This is a genomic window from Marivirga harenae, assembly GCF_030534335.1.
Lineage (GTDB): Bacteria > Bacteroidota > Bacteroidia > Cytophagales > Cyclobacteriaceae > Marivirga > Marivirga harenae.
This window is the reverse complement of sequence record NZ_CP130565.1, coordinates 4,064,518-4,082,913: the sequence shown is the minus strand read 5'-3', so window position 1 is coordinate 4,082,913 and position 18,396 is coordinate 4,064,518. Positions and strand designations below refer to the sequence as shown.

Genomic DNA, 18,396 nt, shown 5'->3' with positions numbered 1-18,396 from the left:
AAATAATGATTAGTTTTGTTTACTTTGAATTTTCATCCTCTTCTCTTCTCACCGCGTCAGAATTGATTTCTTCGGGGGCGGTATTTTTTTCTTTTTCATCTTCCTTATTCTGTTTCTTCTTTCTTTGAAAAATTTCTTTTAATTGGTCAAAACTGGTGACATGCACTAGGCTGACCCCCGTACTTGTTGTTGCTGAATTTGCTTCTTGAGAAGTGATCAAAGAGTTGAAATTGGTTCTATTATAAATTTTTGCCCTTAATTTTCCATCTGGAGTCAATAGATATTCTACAGACCAATCCCCTAAAATCCCTAAAATTTCTTGGTTAACATCATCAGTTTCACCTTGGGTAAAACCACCATCTCGGGTGACTCTTAACCTACCTCCTAAAAAACTGTAAGACAATCTTAATTGAAAAGTATTGAATTGGTCTTCATCAAAGGAACCTAAATCCACATCAATTTCAAGGTTTTCATCAATCTGTGTGACCCAATAGCTTAATTGATTAGATAGAAATTCGCTTACAGAATTGCCAACGGAACCACTCACAGCAAATGAAGCTCGAGGAGAAAGTCTCCTCAAAATGATTAAGCTAAAAACTTGCCGCTTTAGTTCTTGTTCATCAGCTTCCAATTCTGCTTCAAAAGCGGTAACGCTTGTTCTAAGAGGAAAGCTTACTTCCGAATCTGTATAAATCTGATCGGGATAATTAATAAAACTAATATCAAAATCAACCTCCGGTTGCATCAAATCTCCCTTTAAGTCCAATAAGACTTTTGCAGGATATCTTCTTTTTAGCTCAGGTGCATTAGCAAGTGTTGAATCTTGCCCAATATCTACGATAGGCAATAAGGAAACATTTTGTTCATAAACTGCCTGAATGTCAAGATTTGCTCCGTATGGATCTCCGTCCCATGTAATTTGACTTCCAGCCTGGATGCTAAATTCTTTATTGATGATATTATAAAGAGTGAAATTATATCCACCTTCTGTGAGTGTATAATCTCCAATCATAGAGAAAGCTCCATTAGTATCAATGTTCATGCTAAGCTTTCCATTTCCCCTTCCTCTAATTATATCTCCTGATTTAATATCAAATATTATTTCAGCATAAGCATCAGGAGTTAGTTCTAAGTCAAAATTCATTGTTACTCCTTTAATATCAACTCCCTTCACTTTACCAACATTAATGGTCTTATTATTCGCAGTGTCTTTGATATTTATAAAGTGGATATATTCTTCCTGCTGTACAGAAGAAGTGCTTTCCACTGGTATGAAAATCCTAGTGCCTTTTTCCGATTTTGCCTGAGCATCTATAGTTAAGTTTCCTACACTACCTGTGAATGCTACGGTTCCGCTGACAAAAGCTGTTCCATAATACAATTCATTGTCTTTTGCGGAACTATTGAGTACTTTAAATTCATTCATTCTGCCATACAAATCTAATCTAAGATCGGTAAAGCCGTCATGTAATAGGTCACCGTTGAGGTATCCGTTATTGCCTTGATCATCAATTAATTGGATGTTATTAAAAGTAACTTTATCTTGATCAAATTTTATGTTTCCGGTATAATCGTAATAGGTGTTTAAGTAATTGACCTTAATGCCACCATTAGAAATTGTACCAGTTCCGTTTACCACAGGCCTGTTTAAATTTCCAGTAATTTGAAATACTCCGTCTACCTCACCTTTCATTTCTGAGAATATGTCGTTAATAAAAGGCTCTACAATCACTAAATTGGTTTTACTTAGACTAGCACTAAGATCTAATGAATTCTCTTCGCTTGCTGGTGTATAGCTACCATCTAATTCTATGATGTCTTGGTTTTTTCTAGTAACGATGTAATCCATCATCAACTTTCTATCATTAGGTTGCCAATTAGAATAACCATTGATGTTTCCAATTAGGAATTCATCAAGATAAAACTGATAAATACTGAGTTCTGTATTCAAGATAAATTCATTATCGAAATTTTGTATTTCAACAAAGCCATTGGCCGTTCCTTTAAAATCATGTTCTTCTACTAATTCATTGATGTTTTCAATATTGAAACTATCGATTTCAATCAGTAAGGATTTGGTAGAATCCTGAGATATTTCTCCATTGGCTGTGATGCGTTCATCGTCAGCGAAAATCCCGAAATTTTTAAATTCATAGGTTTGATTGCTGATTCTTAAATTATTATTGTCAACGAAGTTCCAGTTTTTTGATAAAAATTTGATATCCGATCTTTCAATATTAAGACTGAGACTATCTTCTAAAAACTTTAAATTCCCGCTGATATTAACATGATTTTCACTTTCAACTTGGTCAATTTCGGTACTAAAGTTTACTTCTCTACCAGTCCAATACAGCTCTAGCCTCAGATTCTCACTTTGAATATTGTTATCAAGTTTTTGATTTTCGGAATTGATAAAGCCAATGCCCAAAACATCCTGACTTAGATGATATTTACTGAAATTAAAATCTATTTTATTTTTTGAAAACGCATGATTGTCATAGTTGACTGAGTCAAAAATAGATTCAATATATATATTACTATTTTTACCATTTTGATACTGACCCTTGATGACAGCACCTTTTTTTACATAGAGTTTAGGTATGAATAAACTTATCAGTGGGTTAATCTCCTTTATGCGAAAGTTGAAATCTACTAAATAGTTATCCAAATTGGCTGTTGAATCAATATTGCTGTAATAATCTTCTATTTTACTCTTATCATTTTCAATATTAAGCTGATACTCTTTAGCAGTTCTAAATAAGTCTTTTTGCAGTTGAGAGAAAACGTAATCTCCATCAATTGAAGCTCTAAATAAATCAGAGTTGATGCTTAATTTTCTAAAATTATTATTCTTTGAAGTGTTAATTACCAATGAATCTAATTGTAGAGAGTTTCCATGGTAAGCAGCATAAATTTTTTGCAATGAAGTACTGCCCTCAATACTATCTAGCACAATACCTTTTCCATTCAATTTACCTTTTGCTGTTAAAATAAAATCTTCCTTGGTAATATTTAAGTCTTTAAAATTGATTGTATCTAAATCTGCCTCAATATTTATTAAGTTTTTATTATTTCGTAGGTCAATTGAACCATCCATTTGAAATTTTAATAATGGGTCGTTTATTTTGAGTTTACCGTTAAAAAACTCTGATGCCAATTCCGCATTAGTTGTAATGTTTTGATATTCATATCCATTTAAACCGAGAAAGCTAATATTGGCATTCAAATTAAGTTTTGCGTTTTGAAGTGTAAAACCGCTGCCTTGAATATTTCCCGTCATTTGAACCTTTTGAAAAATAGAATCTGCATCCAAGAATTTACCTAAATCAAAATTATAAGTTGAAAGACTGCCTTTATAGGTCGATAATCTTGAATTCTTTGCAATTTTTAGATTTAAGTCAGATTCAACTCTTCCAAGCGGGGAAGTAAATACTCCATCTGCAACAAAGTCAGTGGGGAAACCTATGAAACTGCCTGTAAAAGTAGTGACACCAAAATTTTGAATTCTTTCAAAAGCAATGCTGTCATTTATGTATTGCTTTAGATCAGAGGGCAATAAGGAAGAATTAGTTAAGTCGAGATTTATAAATGATTCTTGGAAATATGGAAGCCCATCAATTTTTATGTCCCCATTAATGAAACTAGAAGCGCCAAATTTTAAGTTTAAATTATTGGCTTTAAAGCGCTTTATTTTTCCGTTAAAGTTGCCGGATACATTTATTTTGTCTTCATAATTACCGACATAGGGCGCAAATAACGCTAGATCTTCGGTAAAAATGATGGAGTTTTTAAAGTTCGCATTGATGTTTACTGAATCGATGATGTAAGACAGGTCGCTAATGCTATTATAATTAAAGACAATTGAATCTGCGATTGTGCTTTTATTCACTTCCAAATTGAGGTCAGTTAAAGAAAGCCTTGTTTGAGAGATTTCAAATAATGATTTCAATTTATGTATTTTCATACCAGTAACTGAATCAACAGCAGATAGCTGTTGAACCTGCATTTGAATGGTGTCTGCACGACTCCTGAAATTCTCTAGGTCTGCATTCAAATCATGTAAGACAAACTGATTGTAATTAAATCCTTCTTTAATACTGTCTGTATCCAAATTTGCAACACCCAAAATAATATTTGAAAGGGAGGCTTTTCTAATTAGTAAATTTTTGGCAGTTCTAACGGAAGTGTCAGTGCTTGGAGAAGATAAATTCCGTATAGCTTCAACCAAATAATCAATGTTGAAATAGTTATCACCTTTATCTCGGATCAGCATCACTCTTCCGTCTTCCAATTTGAGGTTATCGAAAAGGACACTTTCATCATTGATGAGCTGTTTTATATCATAATTGACCAGCAGAGATTTAATATCGATAAAGGTGCTACTATCTTTATTTTGAACATACAGTCCGGATAACATTATTTGATCAAACCATTCAATATTGATTTTCTCGATGGTGATATGGAATCCTAATTTTTTGCTGAAATATTCACTGCCATATTGTGCTACTTTAGTTTGGACGGAAGAAGATTGCATGGCTAAAACAATAACACTTAGTGAAAAAAATAGGATAAGGAAAAGCCATAAAATTGCTTTTGCAATACCTTTTTTAATACCTTGCGTTATATTTTGCTCTTCTTTCAAATTTTATGGATATCAATATTTTAGCCATCGAGTCTTCTTGTGATGAAACATCAGCAGCAGTAGTTCAAAACGGGAAAGTACTTAATAATATTATTGCTACTCAATCTGTTCACGAGAAATACGGAGGCGTAGTTCCCGAATTGGCTTCCCGTGCACATCAACAGCATATAGTACCAGTAGTAGAACAAGCACTTTCCGATGCAAATATAAGCAAGAAGGATTTAAAAGCAGTAGCTTTTACTCAAGGACCCGGACTTTTGGGAGCATTATTAGTGGGTAGCAGTTTTGCGAAGTCTTTATCTTCTGCTTTGAAAATACCATTAATTGGTGTCAATCACATGCAAGCTCATATTTTAGCTCATTTTATTGAAGAACCAAAGCCCAAATTTCCGTTTTTATGTTTGACGGTAAGTGGGGGGCATACCCAAATCGTGAAAGTGAATGACTATTTGGATATGGAGATTTTAGGTGAAACTAAAGATGATGCGGTAGGAGAGGCTTTTGATAAAATTGCTAAAATAATCGGATTGCCTTATCCAGGTGGGCCAATGATCGACAAGCATGCTAAAAACGGTAATCAGGATGCATATCAATTTCCTGAAACTGAAATGCCAGGCTTTAATTATTCTTTTAGCGGAATTAAAACAGCGGTATTGTATTTTTTGCAAAACAATAGTCAAAAAGATGCTAATTTTGTTAAGGATAATTTGGATGATATTTGTGCTAGTGTTCAGCATCGATTGATTATGACTTTGTTGCAGAAATTAAAAAAGGCTTCAAAGCATACTGGAATAAAAGAAATAGCGATTGCGGGAGGGGTTTCTGCCAATTCCTATTTAAGAAAAATGTTAGCCGAAACAGGAGAAGAGTTCATGTGGAATACCTACATTCCTAAGTTTGAATATTGCACGGATAACGCAGGCATGATTGCGATGACAGCACATTTTAAATATCAGAATCAAGAGTTTTTAGGTATGGATGCAGCGCCAATACCACGAATGAAATTTTCAGCTGATAAAAATAAATGAGGGAATTTTTCAAAATAGGAGATAAAAAGGAACATCCTTTCCAAGTTAAAGTTCAAGATGTGGCACATTTTGAACAACAAGCCGTACACGATGTATGCGCTACCTTTACTTTAGCTAGAGAAATTGAATGGGCTTCTCGTTTATTTGTTTTGGATATGTTAGAAGAAGGAGAGGAGGGAATCGGAACACATTTAACAATTGAACATTTGTCTCCTGCTTTACTAGGAGATGAGGTTATTATTGTAGCGGAATATGCTGGTATAGAAGAAAGGGAAATAATTTGTGAGTTTGAGGTTAAAGTAGGAGATAGAATAGTTGCGAAAGGCACAACGGGTCAAAAAATCCTCCAAAAGGAAAAATTAGCCAAGATTTTCGATCAACTTTCAAAATAAAGTATTAATTTTTGTTAGAATTGTGAAATATGAGTGATAAAAAAGAGTTTAGTACTTCGGTTACCGTCAAGAATAAGAAAGCTCGATTTGAGTATGAATGGTTGGATACCTACCTGACAGGCATCGTTTTACAAGGAACTGAAATAAAAGCTATTCGCTTGCATAAAGTAAGTTTGCAGGAAGCATATTGCTATATTCATAGAGGAGAGGTTTTTGTAAAAGGAATGCATATTGGTCATTATGAGTTAGGAACTCACTATAACCATGAGGAAAAGCGAGAACGGAAATTGCTTTTGAAGAAGCAAGAGATTGGAAAAATAAGGAAAAGGATGGAAGAAAAGGGCTTAACGCTTATTCCGACCAAACTTTTTATTAATAATAGAGGATTAGCTAAATTAGAAATAGCCTTGGCAAAAGGTAAAAAAATACACGACAAAAGAGATAGTATCAAGGATAAAGATATGAAGCGTGAACTATCAAAAATGAAATTTTAATCCATGATATCAATAGGGGATAAAGGTATTAGTAGGTTAAGCATTGTTCCGGTACGGGGGGAAGCTTCTGATGCATCGGAAATGATTGACCAATTATTGTTTGGAGATCATTATACAGTCTTAGATGTAAAAAAAGATTCTAAATGGATTAAGATAGAGGTCTATTTTGACGGTTATCAAGGTTGGATCGATGCGAAGCAGTTTCACTACATTACCGATGATTATTTTGAACAAATCAATAATTCTGATTATAAGATTTGCACTGATTTAACCGCATCGATTTTATATCATAAAAATTTATTGCCTGTCACAATGGGCGCCATCATCCCTATTTCCACTAATGAGATTTTTAAAGTGGAGGAACATCTTGGTTTTAACGGAGAGTCCAAATCTTTAAGTGCGAGGAGAGACTTTGAATTTCTTAATGGCATTGCAAAAAGATATTTAAATGCACCCTATTTATGGGGAGGGAAGTCACCTTTCGGCATCGATTGTTCTGGTTTTACGCAAATGGTTTTTAAAATATGTGGATATAGTTTGAAACGTGATTCATCTCAACAAGTGGAGCAAGGAAAAATTGTGGAAAAATTGGAAGATGCGCTGCCTGGAGATTTAGCTTTTTTTAGAAACGAGCATAAAAAGGTAACTCACGTGGGCATTTTACTTGAAAATCAAGAGATTATCCATGCTTCGGGCAAAGTGAAAATTGATTTTTTAGATGAAAACGGCATTTTCAATGCTGAACAAAAGGGATATACTCATTATTTAACGGATATACGTAGGGTAATAGCTTAAGCCTTTGGGCTGAAAATACCATCTGGAAAACCAAGAAGGACGTAATTATATGTTATTTATCTCATAAAAAATATACTTCATAGAATAAATATTGTCATTAGGGTCCAGAATTTAAAGGTTCAACGAATAAGTTTTTTTTTTGTTATAACCGAATGAATTAATGCTAACTTTGTCTAAGATAGAAAAGAAATAGATAAATCTATCCTTAAAATATTCACTAAAACAATTATTATGAAAACGAAGTTATTTGCGTTCCTATCCATCTTATCATCAGTTTTTTTGTTGACAGCTTGTCCTTTAGATGATGATCAAATCGATGAATTATTAAAAATCGAAGGCCCAATTGAACAATCAAAATCCTATTCTTTTACATTAGAAGAAGGTGATGAATTAATATATGTAAAAGAAGAAAGTTTTAGTACTACCTATAATGGTATTGACATTTCGGAAGTAGAACTTAATGCGTTAAATGTTACCTATGATAAAATAGAGAATCCAGAGGAATGGCCTTTGAAGGTTACATTTGGCTTTAAAGATTCAGGGATGGATCCTTTTACATTTACCAATACAGTTATTAAGGAAGACGAAGGAAGAACCATAGGTTTACTAGATATTTCTGATGCGCTAGCTCCGATATACGAACAATACTTGTTAGATAATCCAGAGGCTATCATTCAATGGACTATTGAATCGTTTGGCGCGCCTGTGAGATATGACCTAACTTTAGATATAACAATGACCGTTACGGGAACTCCTACCAACTAAGGATAGAATATTTAAACAATTTTAAACCGGCAAGCTTGCCGGTTTTTTTTTTGCTTGTTTTTTTTATTCCTGAAAAATGGTTGGTTGAATCATTGTATAATAATTTTTATGACCAATCTACAAAATAGCAGTCTATCTTATGTATGAATTATTTAGCACCTGCCGATCATTTGGAAATGAGGATGGCTTTAAATGAGTATTCTTAGTTGAAAAGGATAGGTTTTAATTGAAAATCAGATGCTTATATATTTTTCATCACGAGTAAAAATTGATTTTCTCCATGAAATTGGTATCTTCAACGCTGAACAAAAAGGATGTACATATTATTCTACTAAAAGAGATATGTTTTTAGCATGAAAAACTGATTAAATGCTTTTCATGCTTTATTCAAACTTTGAAAAGCATGAAGATTGGTTCCAAGCGCGCGTTAGTTTTAAATCAGGATTATAGTCCTATAACAGTTTGTAGTATTCCTAAGGCTTTTTTATTGTTGTTTTTGCAAAAAGCTGAGCTGATTGAAAAGGACGAAAAACACCAACTTCGTTCAGTCGATCGCTCTTTTCCTTTTCCGTCCGTAATTCGCTTAACCAATTACGTAAATATGCCCTATAAAGGCGTTATGTTAACCCGTCAAAATGTTTTTAAAAGAGATGGCCATGAATGCCAATATTGCGGTACATCTAAAGATCTTACTTTAGATCATTTGATTCCACGTTCGAAAGGAGGTAAATCTAAATGGACTAATTTGGTGACTGCTTGCAAGCGATGTAATGCCAGAAAGGGAAATAATACCCCAGAAGAAAGCGAATTGAAATTGAAAAGACCGCCTTTCAAACCTAATTACGTGATGTTTATTCGAGATTTTTCTGGGCAAATAGATGAGAAGTGGATGCCTTTTTTGAAAACTAAGCAAATGAGTGCATAAAAAAACCGCCCTGCTTTTTACAGAACGGCTTTAAAGTGAATAGTTGGTTTAGGTCTTTATTTATCTCAAGAATAATAATTCTCTGTATTTTGGTAACGGCCATAGCTCATCGTCTACGTATAGCTCTAATTTGTCGGCAGCATACCTGATTTTATCAAAATAGGCTTCTTTTACATCGTCACAATACTTGGTAGCTCTTTGAGTAGTATCTTCAATTTGATTAAGCTCCTTTCTTTCTTCGATCATTTCATGTACTAAGCTTCTCAAATCTTTAGTATATCCTGAAATCAATTCGATATTTTTCAAGATTTCAGAATTATCTAATTTTAAAGCGCTTAGGTTCTTAGCATTTTGTGCCAATGTGTTTTGATACTTTACAGCAGTAGGGATGATCTGATTCAACGCAATATCTCCCATTAACCTAGACTCAATTTGGATTTTCATGATGTAATTCTCCAAATAGATTTCATTTCTAGCTTCTAGCTCCTCTGGAGTCATTACATTATGCCTAGCAAAAAGTTTTTTGGCTTTATCAGTAACAAAAGATTCCAATGCTCTTGGTGTGTTTTTTACATTAGGAAGACCTCTTTTCTCTGCTTCTTTTTCCCAATCGTCCGAGTAGCCATCTCCTTCGAATCTTACTTTTTTCGATTCCTTGATATACTTTCTCAGGATATTGACAATGGCTATTTTCTTGTCGGTTCCTTTACCCATTTCAGCTTTAACTGCAGCATGGAATTCGTTCAATTGCTCTGCCATAATCAAATTCAAAATGGACATTGGCTGTGCCACATTTTGATCTGAACCTACTGCTCTGAATTCAAATTTGTTTCCTGTGAAAGCAAAGGGCGAGGTTCTATTTCTATCCGTATTATCCAAAATAATTTGAGGTATTTTGTCTATGCCCAATTTCATGTACATATTATCCCCTTTATCAATTTTGATATTACCTTTTTCCTCTAATTCATCTAATACTGCGGTGAGCTGCGAGCCAATAAAAACGGACATCACTGCCGGTGGTGCTTCATTTGCACCCAATCTGTGATCATTACTTGCAGAGGCAATGGAGGCTCTTAAAAGTTCTCCATTTTCAGCTACTGCTTTGATTGTATTGACTAAGAAAACTAAGAATAGTAAATTTTCTCTTGCACTATTGCTTGGTTGGAAAAGGTTAACTCCGGTATTGGTAATTAACGACCAGTTATTGTGTTTTCCACTTCCGTTTAATCCTGCGAATGGTTTCTCATGGAAAAGTACTTCCAAATCATGTCTGGCAGCTACTCTTCTCATAACATCCATCATCAAACTATTGTGGTCAGTCGCTACATTGATGTCCTCAAATAATGGAGCTGCCTCAAATTGGCTTGGGGCTACTTCATTGTGGCGTGTTGAAATTGGAATACCTAGTTTTAAGCATTCAATTTCAAATTCTTTCATATAATTATAGATTCTACTTGGAATAGAACCAAAGTAGTGATCGTCTAACTGCTGACCTCTTGCAGGATTATGTCCAAAAAGAGTCCTTCCAGACATTAATAAATCAGGTCTTGCATTGAATAGCGCTTTATCTACTACAAAATATTCCTGCTCACAACCTAAGGATGCGTTTACTCTATTTACGTTTCTGTCAAATAATTGTACCACTTTAGTTGCGGCCTGATCAACAGCTTCTACAGCTTTAAGTAAGGGCGCTTTATGATCTAATGCCTCACCTGTATAGGCTACAAATATAGTTGGGATACAAAGTGTTCTTCCGAAAATAAACATTGGAGAAGATGGATCCCAGGCGGTATATCCTCGAGCTTCAAATGTAGTTCTTAAACCTCCATTGGGAAAAGAAGAAGCATCTGGTTCTTGTTGAACCAACATAGAGCCTGCGAATACTTCAAGTCCTTTTTGTGCATTAAAGAAAGAATCATGTTTTTCGGCTGTTGATCCAGTTAAAGGCTGAAACCAGTGTGTGTAATGGGTTACGCCTTTTTCTATTGCCCAAGATTTTACCGCAGATGCAATTTGATCTGCCGTTTCCATATCTATTTTCTTGCCCTTATCAATGGCACTACTTACTTTTTTAAAAACATTTGGAGCCAATGAAGCTTTCATTTGGTCTAATGAAAATACATCCTTTGCAAAATAGTCTGAAATTTTGTTGGATGGTGCCTCGATTCTGTCCGTTGTTCTTTTCGAAACGATATCGAGTGCGTTGAATCTTAAATGAGCCATTTTTTTATTTGTTGGTTTAAATTCGAACCAAATTTAGGTAAATATTTGTGAAATTAATCGAATATGGGTTGAAAATTATTTTAAAAACAGTAAAAATTACGGATTTGCTTAATTTTTGACTTAAAATTTAGACCTGAAACACTTTTCCGTCTGGGTTTGCTTAATTTTTTGAGTGAAATGATGAAAATATCTGAAAATTTGAGGGTTATGTAGAAATTGATAATATTTTATAACAAATTAGGATTATCCTTTATTGCTGCTCCAAAATTTCAAAAAAATTTACATTCAGGAATTTTAGTCTTAACTTTGCGGTTCATTTTGCAAAATAATAGGCATGAACAAAAAAGTTGCATTTTATACACTGGGTTGTAAGCTGAATTTTTCCGAAACATCCTCTATTTCAAGGATGTTTGAGAATAGAGGTTACGAAAAGGTGGATTTTCAGGCAAATCCGGATATCTTCATTATTAATACCTGCTCAGTAACTGAGAATGCTGATAAAAAATGCAAAAAGGTTGTAAAAGAGGCTAAGAAAATCAATCCTGATGCTTTTGTGACAATTATCGGTTGTTATGCACAGCTAAAACCCAAAGAGATTTCTGAAATTAAGGGTGTGGATGCCGTTTTGGGTGCAGCGGAGAAATTTCAGTTAATTGATAAATTGGACGGCTTTACTAAGAAAGATAAGCCACAAGTTTTGGCTTCCGATATTAAAGAAGCTAAAAGTTTCAATAATGCTTTTTCCATAAATGATAGAACCAGAACTTTTTTGAAAGTTCAAGATGGATGCAATTATCATTGTGCATTTTGTACTATTCCATTGGCAAGGGGGAAAAGTAGAAGCGATACCATCGAAAATATTGTTGCAAGCGCAAAGCAAATTGCCAGCGAAGATGTTAAGGAAATTGTATTAACGGGAGTAAATACCGGAGATTTTGGAATACAAGATGGCAAAAGGAAGGAACGATTTGTTGATTTGGTAAAAGAATTAGATGAGGTAGAGGGTATTGAAAGATTTAGGATCTCCAGTATAGAACCCAATTTATTAACGAATGAGATTATAGAATTTGTCAGTCAATCAAAAAAGTTTGTTCCTCATTTTCATGTTCCCCTTCAAAGTGGGAGTAATAAGATCTTGAGAAAAATGAGAAGACGCTATCTGCGGGAACTTTATGAGGATCGAGTAACGAAAATCAAGCAATTAATGCCAAACTGCTGTATCGGTGTAGATGTAATTGTAGGTTTTCCGGGTGAAACGGAGGAGGATTTTTTAGATAGCTACCACTTTCTGAAAGATTTACCAGTTTCTTATTTGCACGTGTTTACCTATTCAGAAAGACCCAATACGGATGCTGATGAAATGGGCGATGTGGTTCCGATGAAAGTAAGAAATGAACGATCCAAAATGTTGAGGAGCTTATCAGAAAATAAGAAACGAGTTTTCTACGAAGAGAATGTAGGTAGAGAAGAAGTGGTGTTATTTGAAAATGATATTCACAATGGATTAATGGAAGGCTTTACTGATAATTATGTTAGAGTTGTTGCCAAATATGATCCGATTTTGATTAATGAACTGAAGAAAGTTAGGTTGACTGGATTAAATTCTGACGGATTGATGAAAGTAGAGGATGTTGAGACAGAGGTTATAGCCCATTAATTTTGAAAACTAAAGTGATCAATAATTAAAAAGTGCAGTCTAAAAAATGCTCTAAATAGATTTCGAAGCGTCATTCGTTCTGAAAAAAAGGAAAAGTAAATTTGTCCTGCTTTATAAAATCTTTTTTGCAAAAAAAAAAGGCTACCATTTCTGGTAACCTTTGTAGCCCGTAGGGGAATCGAACCCCTGTTTCCAGGATGAAAACCTGATATCCTAACCCCTAGATGAACGGGCCGTCCTTCACTTTTTTACTAGAAAAAAGTAGATCAAAAAAAGGTAATTCAATTAAAACCAATGACTTAATAACGACTTTATTAAGTGCTTTGTAGTAGCCCGTAGGGGAATCGAACCCCTGTTTCCAGGATGAAAACCTGATATCCTAACCCCTAGATGAACGGGCCATTTGCAAATGGAGATGCAAATATAGAAGGCTGTTTTTTAATAACAAACCTCTGCCCTGAAAAAATGTAAAAATATTTTCATGATTAAACCTTTAGGCTTCTAATTTGATTATCCTGACAAGTAAGTTTATATTTGCTTCTTCATTTAACTTAACTAAATAAATATATCAACATGTCAAACGTAAAAGTTGGAATTAACGGATTCGGGCGAATTGGAAGATTGACTTTCAGAGCCTTGCTGCAAAAAAATAATGTTGAGGTTGTAGGTATCAATGATCTAACTGATACTAAAACTTTGGCTCACTTACTAAAATATGATTCAGTTCATGGTAAATTTCCTGGAGAGGTTTCTCATACAGACAATTCAATAATTGTAAATGGGAAAAGCATTGCTGTGTCTGCAGAAAGAGATCCCGCAAATCTTCCTTGGGGAAAAATGGGAGTAGAAATTGTATTAGAATCTACTGGTCTTTTTGTTGATGAAGAAAATGCCGGTAAACATATTAAAGCAGGAGCTAAAAAGGTAGTGATTTCTGCACCAGCTAAAGGTAATGTTCCTACCGTTGTTTTAGGTGTTAATGATGATACCATGACAGGTGATGAAACTATCCTTTCAAATGCTTCTTGTACAACCAATTGTTTAGCGCCAATGGCTAAAGTATTGGATGACACTTTCGGAATCGAAAAAGGTTATATCACTACTGTTCATGCCTATACTGCTGATCAGAATTTACAAGATGGTCCACACAAGGACTTAAGAAGAGCGAGAGCTGCAGCGTACTCAATTGTACCTACTTCTACAGGTGCTGCCAAAGCAGTAGGATTAGTCCTTCCTCATTTACAAGGAAAATTGGATGGTATTGCCATGAGGGTTCCAATTCCTGATGGTTCATTAACTGATTTTACTTTAGAGTTGAAAAAAGAAGCAACAAAAGAAGAAGTTAATGCAGCTATGAAAAAAGCTTCTGAAGGAAGTATGAAAGGTGTATTGGAGTATACTGAAGACCCAATTGTTTCAATTGATATTGTAGGTAATACTCATTCATGTATTTTTGATTCTGCTTTGACTTCTGTTTCAGGGAAATTGGCGAAAGTTGTTGGTTGGTATGACAATGAAGCTGGTTATTCAAACAGAGCTGCGGATCTGATTGAGAGAATTTCTAAATAGAATAATTAGGTCTAGTTTCTAGATTTATTATTTTTCATTTTGGGCTGTCTTTTGTATTTCTACAAGAGGCAGCCTTTTTTAATCATTTTTATTTTTAATCCACTTCTTCCGCATAATTAAACCAAATATGATAGAAAATAGAATAGCTTTAAAGAAGGATTCTTGGATTTGAGAACTGAAGCTATTTTCTTCAATCAAATACATCACGGTAGCATCCAAAATCCAAAATACTAAAGCCGTGATTCCAATCCTAAGGAGAAAAGTTTTATTCATATTTTTTCAATATCCTAGTTCTTAATTATTCCAATGTATCTTCTAATTCCCTGAGGTCCACAGGAACAACTCTTGAAATTCCTAATTCAACCATAGTAACGCCATAGATTACATCGGTACTTGACATGGTTCTCTTATTGTGGGTGACAATAATAAATTGAGATTCTTTGGAGAATTCTCTAATTATATTGTTGAATTTATCAATGTTGGCATCGTCAAGAGGAGCATCAACCTCATCAAAAATACAGAATGGAGCTGGTTTAAGTAGATAAATAGCAAAGAGAAGGGAAGTGGCGGTTAATGTTTTTTCGCCTCCTGATAATTGATTGATGGTCAATGGACGTTTTCCTTTTGGCTTGGCCATAATTTCAATTTTGGATTCCAACGGATTATCAGGATCAGATAATTGTAAATCGCACTCATCTTCATGCGTAAATAATGTACGGAATACCTTTTGGAAATTCTCTTTTATTTTTTCGTATGCTTCAATAAAATTGGTTCGTGCAACTTCATCAATTTCAGTAATTGTATTAAGTAAGGATTCTTTGGCATTTCGCAAGTCTTCTCTTTGCGTCAGGATAAAGTCATTTCTTTCCTTTATTTCTTCATATGCTTCCATGGCCATAGGGTTAATTGGCCCTATTCGATCCATTCTTTCCTTCAATTTATTTACGTCTGTTCGCAAGTCGTCTGCGCTTTCATTGGTCTCGACTTCCGGCTCTTCACTATTCATGATTTTATCTAAATCAATATCAAACTCCACTGAAAGTCTTTCTTTTACACTATTAAGTTCTAGCTTGGTTTCGTTCAAATTATTTTGAATCTGCATCAAGAGCTCATCTACCTGGTCTTTATTTCTTTGGATATTTCTGCTCTCTTTTTCAATCTCATCGATCTGACCACGAGCTGAATAATAGTTTTTTTCCACTTCATTAACTCCTAGCTCAATCTGCTCTTTTTCCTCATACATTCCCAATAGCTCATCATCACTTGACTCAGCAGTATCTATCAAGCCTTTAATTGCTTCTTCATTGTCTTTTAATTCCTGCTGGTTTTTTTCTAATCGCTCTTTGCTACTATCAAACGCAGTTTTTTTGTATCCGATTTCCTGTTCAAGGCTGTTGACTCTGTTTTGCTGTTGGTGAAATTCTATATTTTCCTGATTGAAAGATGATGATTTCTGACTTAGAATATCATCCTGTACACTGAGGTCTTCACTAATAATTGAAAGCCTCTGTTCTATTTCTTGTAATTTCTCAGATTTCTCTTTTGCGTCAGGTTTTATAGTCTCAATTTCTTCCGTCAAAGTCTCTCTTTGTTGTTCTAATCCTTCTCGCTTGTTAGCTGCCGAGTTAAGCATTTGAGCAAATTGCTCTTGTTTAGTTCGCACAGAAACATATTCAGAGTTCACCTCATTGATTTCTGTTTGTAAAATCTCTATATTTTCTTTGTAACTATGATCTTTAAGATTGTCTAGATCGTTTTGCCTGCTTTCCAAGCTCTCTTTGATCTGGCTGATTTTTTTATTCAAGTCTTTAATTTCGACTTGAAGTTTTTCCAAGTTTTTGGCGCGACCTATTCTTTTCCCTTCAAAAAGACCTACTGACCCTCCAGACATACTAAATTTTCTTTTAGTTACTTTACCACTTTGAGTGATGAAAATACTGTCCTTATCCTCTGGGATGGAATTGTAATCACCTTTTACTACATATACATTGTCAAGAATAAAGCCTATTAATTTTTTGTATTTGGCATCATATTCTACAATTTCTGTGGCTGCGACTGCTTGGTCAAATAACTTTGAATCACTTGGCTTGAATTTTTCAAAATTATCTAAAATAAAAAAGTGAGCTTTACCTTTGCTTGCGTCACTTAATAAATTTACTGCTTCAAAAGCTTGAGCCTCAGTTTCTACAATGTAGTAATTCATGTAGGGCTCCAAAAAATTTTCTATTGTAATGCGGTAATCTTCAGAGCAGGTCAAAACATCTGATAGGAGAGGCGCATTTTTACCCCATTTTGAACTCTTTTTTAAGAATTTTATTGCCTCTGGGAATCCTTCCAGGTTATCTACTAATGACTTTGTTAGGTTGTATTCGTTTTCACGTGCATCAAGCTTACGTGAAGACTGTGTCAACTCTTCCCTGATTAATTCTATTGTGTTTTTATGGTCTTCTATTTGTTTATTAAGGTGATCCTCCTTGTTTTTAAGATTCGAAAGGTATTCATTTTTCTCTTTTAAAAGTTTAGATAATTCTTCCAGTTTGGTATCAAACTCCTCCAAACTGGCAGACTGTTCAGTAGTGTCTGTGCTGCTTTTCTCTAATTCTTGTTTGATTGAAGAAAGCTGAATTTCCTTAATTTCAAGTGATTTGTTTAACTGATAAACCTCATTCTGTAAGCCTTTTTGCTGTTGGTTTAAGATGTTAACCTCTTCGCGAATAGCGGCAGTTTTATTTTTTTGCTCTTCGTATTCAGCTTTTAAAACCTCTACTCTTTGCTCAGTTTCAAAGAATATTTTTTCTGCAGAGGTTTTTTCTTGTTCTAAACTTTTGATGCTAAAGCCTGCGCGTTCATTACTTTGTTTATCCTGTTCAATTTGATTTTTTAGGCTATCACTTTTATCCTGCAAAAAGCGTAATCTTTCATTTTTAATTTTCTTTTCACTTTCGTATTGCCGAATTTTATTGACGTGTTCGTTAAGTGCTTTTTGGCGACTAGCAAGCAATTTCTCTTTTTGAAGCAACTCCGATTTTCCTTTTTCCAAGGCAGCCTCTTGTTCTGCTAATTGCCGATTTAAGCTTAGTTTTTTATCATTTTCAGCCTCAACTTGCTTTGTTAAGTTAAGAAAAACTTCCCTTTTATCAGCCACGGTCTTTTTAGCTAGCAGAATGCTTTTTTCTTTATATTCTCCTTTATATTGATAATATTTTTCAGCTTGTTTGGCTTGTTTTTCTAAAGATTTGAGATTCTTTTCTATTTCAAATAGTAAATCTTCAACTCTTTCTAAATCAGCATCAGTATCGCTTAATTTCTTTAAAGTTTCTTTCTTCCTGATTTTGAATTTACTAATGCCTGCTGCTTCTTCAAACAAGCCTCGTCTAGAATTATCTTTATCAGTTAAGATGTCATCGACCATTTTCAATTCAATGATGGCATAGCTGTTAGAGCTAATGCCAGTATCCATAAATAGGTTGGTAATATCTTTTAGTCGGCAACTAACACCATTCAGTAAATATTCACTTTCACCCGTCCGATAGTATCTCCTCGTGATTGTAACATTCGAATATTCAGTTGGTAGTAGATTTTTAGTATTGTTGAAAGTAAGAGATACTTCTGCTAGATTACTTTGTTTACGCTTTTTTGTTCCATTGAAAATAACATTTTCCATCTTGTCAGAGCGAAGCATTCGAGATTTCTGTTCTCCTAAAACCCACCTTATGGCATCCACCACATTGGATTTTCCACATCCATTTGGACCGACAATTCCGGTTATACCTTTGTCAAAATTAATGACCATTCGGTCACCAAAGCTTTTAAATCCTTTTATTTCAAGTTTGGTTAGCTGCATATTTCTTACTGAAAAAAATCAACGCTTAGAAAAAGCGGATAACAAATTTATAATTTATTTGG

12 protein-coding genes and 2 tRNA genes are annotated in these 18,396 nt (G+C 34.3%); 8 read left to right on the top strand and 6 right to left on the bottom strand.

All coding sequences use genetic code 11. From position 1 onward, the window contains the following. Positions 1–19 precede the first annotated feature (19 nt). Positions 20–4,642, bottom strand: a complete 4,623-nt coding sequence (locus Q3Y49_RS17405; RefSeq protein ID WP_303269910.1) for a translocation/assembly module TamB domain-containing protein — start codon at positions 4,640–4,642, stop codon at positions 20–22. Between the two features lie 5 nt (positions 4,643–4,647). On the opposite strand from Q3Y49_RS17405, the gene tsaD reads away from it, so the two are divergent. The 6 genes from tsaD (at position 4,648) to Q3Y49_RS17375 (ending at position 9,041) form a co-directional block, all read left to right on the top strand. After that, positions 4,648–5,670: a tRNA (adenosine(37)-N6)-threonylcarbamoyltransferase complex transferase subunit TsaD gene (gene tsaD / locus Q3Y49_RS17400; RefSeq protein ID WP_303269909.1), complete on the top strand. Its 1,023-nt coding sequence runs from the start codon at positions 4,648–4,650 to the stop codon at positions 5,668–5,670. Next, positions 5,667–6,062 carry a thioesterase family protein gene (locus Q3Y49_RS17395; RefSeq protein WP_303269908.1) on the top strand — a complete coding sequence of 132 codons (396 nt, stop codon included), beginning with the start codon at positions 5,667–5,669 and terminating at the stop codon, positions 6,060–6,062. The genes tsaD and Q3Y49_RS17395 overlap by 4 nt, the downstream gene beginning before the upstream one ends. 29 nt (positions 6,063–6,091) lie before the next feature. Then, on the top strand, positions 6,092–6,556 hold the full coding sequence (gene smpB / locus Q3Y49_RS17390) for an SsrA-binding protein (RefSeq protein WP_303269907.1): 465 nt from the start codon (positions 6,092–6,094) through the stop codon (positions 6,554–6,556). 3 nt (positions 6,557–6,559) lie between these two features. After that, the gene (locus Q3Y49_RS17385) at positions 6,560–7,351 is read left to right on the top strand and encodes a C40 family peptidase (RefSeq protein ID WP_303269906.1); all 792 of its coding nucleotides are present in this window, start codon (positions 6,560–6,562) and stop codon (positions 7,349–7,351) included. A 231-nt stretch (positions 7,352–7,582) separates the two neighbouring features. Then, positions 7,583–8,116: a hypothetical protein gene (locus Q3Y49_RS17380; RefSeq protein WP_303269905.1), complete on the top strand. Its 534-nt coding sequence runs from the start codon at positions 7,583–7,585 to the stop codon at positions 8,114–8,116. Between the two features lie 403 nt (positions 8,117–8,519). After that, positions 8,520–9,041 (top strand): HNH endonuclease, encoded by a 522-nt coding sequence (locus Q3Y49_RS17375; RefSeq protein ID WP_303269904.1) that lies wholly within the window; start codon positions 8,520–8,522, stop codon positions 9,039–9,041. 60 nt (positions 9,042–9,101) lie between these two features. On the opposite strand, the gene Q3Y49_RS17370 is transcribed toward Q3Y49_RS17375, so the two are convergent. Next, positions 9,102–11,264 carry a glutamine synthetase III family protein gene (locus tag Q3Y49_RS17370; protein WP_303269903.1) on the bottom strand — a complete coding sequence of 721 codons (2,163 nt, stop codon included), beginning with the start codon at positions 11,262–11,264 and terminating at the stop codon, positions 9,102–9,104. Positions 11,265–11,598: 334 nt separating this feature from the next. Between Q3Y49_RS17370 and mtaB the strand changes: the two genes are divergently transcribed. Beyond that, positions 11,599–12,921, top strand: coding sequence for a tRNA (N(6)-L-threonylcarbamoyladenosine(37)-C(2))-methylthiotransferase MtaB (mtaB, locus tag Q3Y49_RS17365; RefSeq protein ID WP_303269902.1), 1,323 nt, complete (start codon positions 11,599–11,601; stop codon positions 12,919–12,921). 163 nt (positions 12,922–13,084) lie between these two features. Here mtaB and Q3Y49_RS17360 read toward each other — a convergent pair. After that, positions 13,085–13,156 (bottom strand) — tRNA-Glu (locus Q3Y49_RS17360). A 94-nt stretch (positions 13,157–13,250) separates the two neighbouring features. Beyond that, positions 13,251–13,322, bottom strand: a tRNA-Glu gene (locus tag Q3Y49_RS17355). Positions 13,323–13,494: 172 nt separating this feature from the next. Between Q3Y49_RS17355 and gap the strand changes: the two genes are divergently transcribed. After that, the gene (gene gap, locus Q3Y49_RS17350; protein ID WP_303269901.1) at positions 13,495–14,490 is read left to right on the top strand and encodes a type I glyceraldehyde-3-phosphate dehydrogenase; all 996 of its coding nucleotides are present in this window, start codon (positions 13,495–13,497) and stop codon (positions 14,488–14,490) included. A 78-nt stretch (positions 14,491–14,568) separates the two neighbouring features. On the opposite strand, the gene Q3Y49_RS17345 is transcribed toward gap, so the two are convergent. Both Q3Y49_RS17345 and smc read right to left on the bottom strand, forming a co-directional pair. Further along, the gene (locus tag Q3Y49_RS17345; protein ID WP_303269900.1) at positions 14,569–14,763 is read right to left on the bottom strand and encodes a hypothetical protein; all 195 of its coding nucleotides are present in this window, start codon (positions 14,761–14,763) and stop codon (positions 14,569–14,571) included. A 25-nt stretch (positions 14,764–14,788) separates the two neighbouring features. Continuing rightward, entirely contained in the window at positions 14,789–18,334 is a 3,546-nt protein-coding gene (smc, locus tag Q3Y49_RS17340; protein WP_303269899.1) for a chromosome segregation protein SMC, read from the bottom strand. Positions 18,335–18,396: the final 62 nt, after the last annotated feature.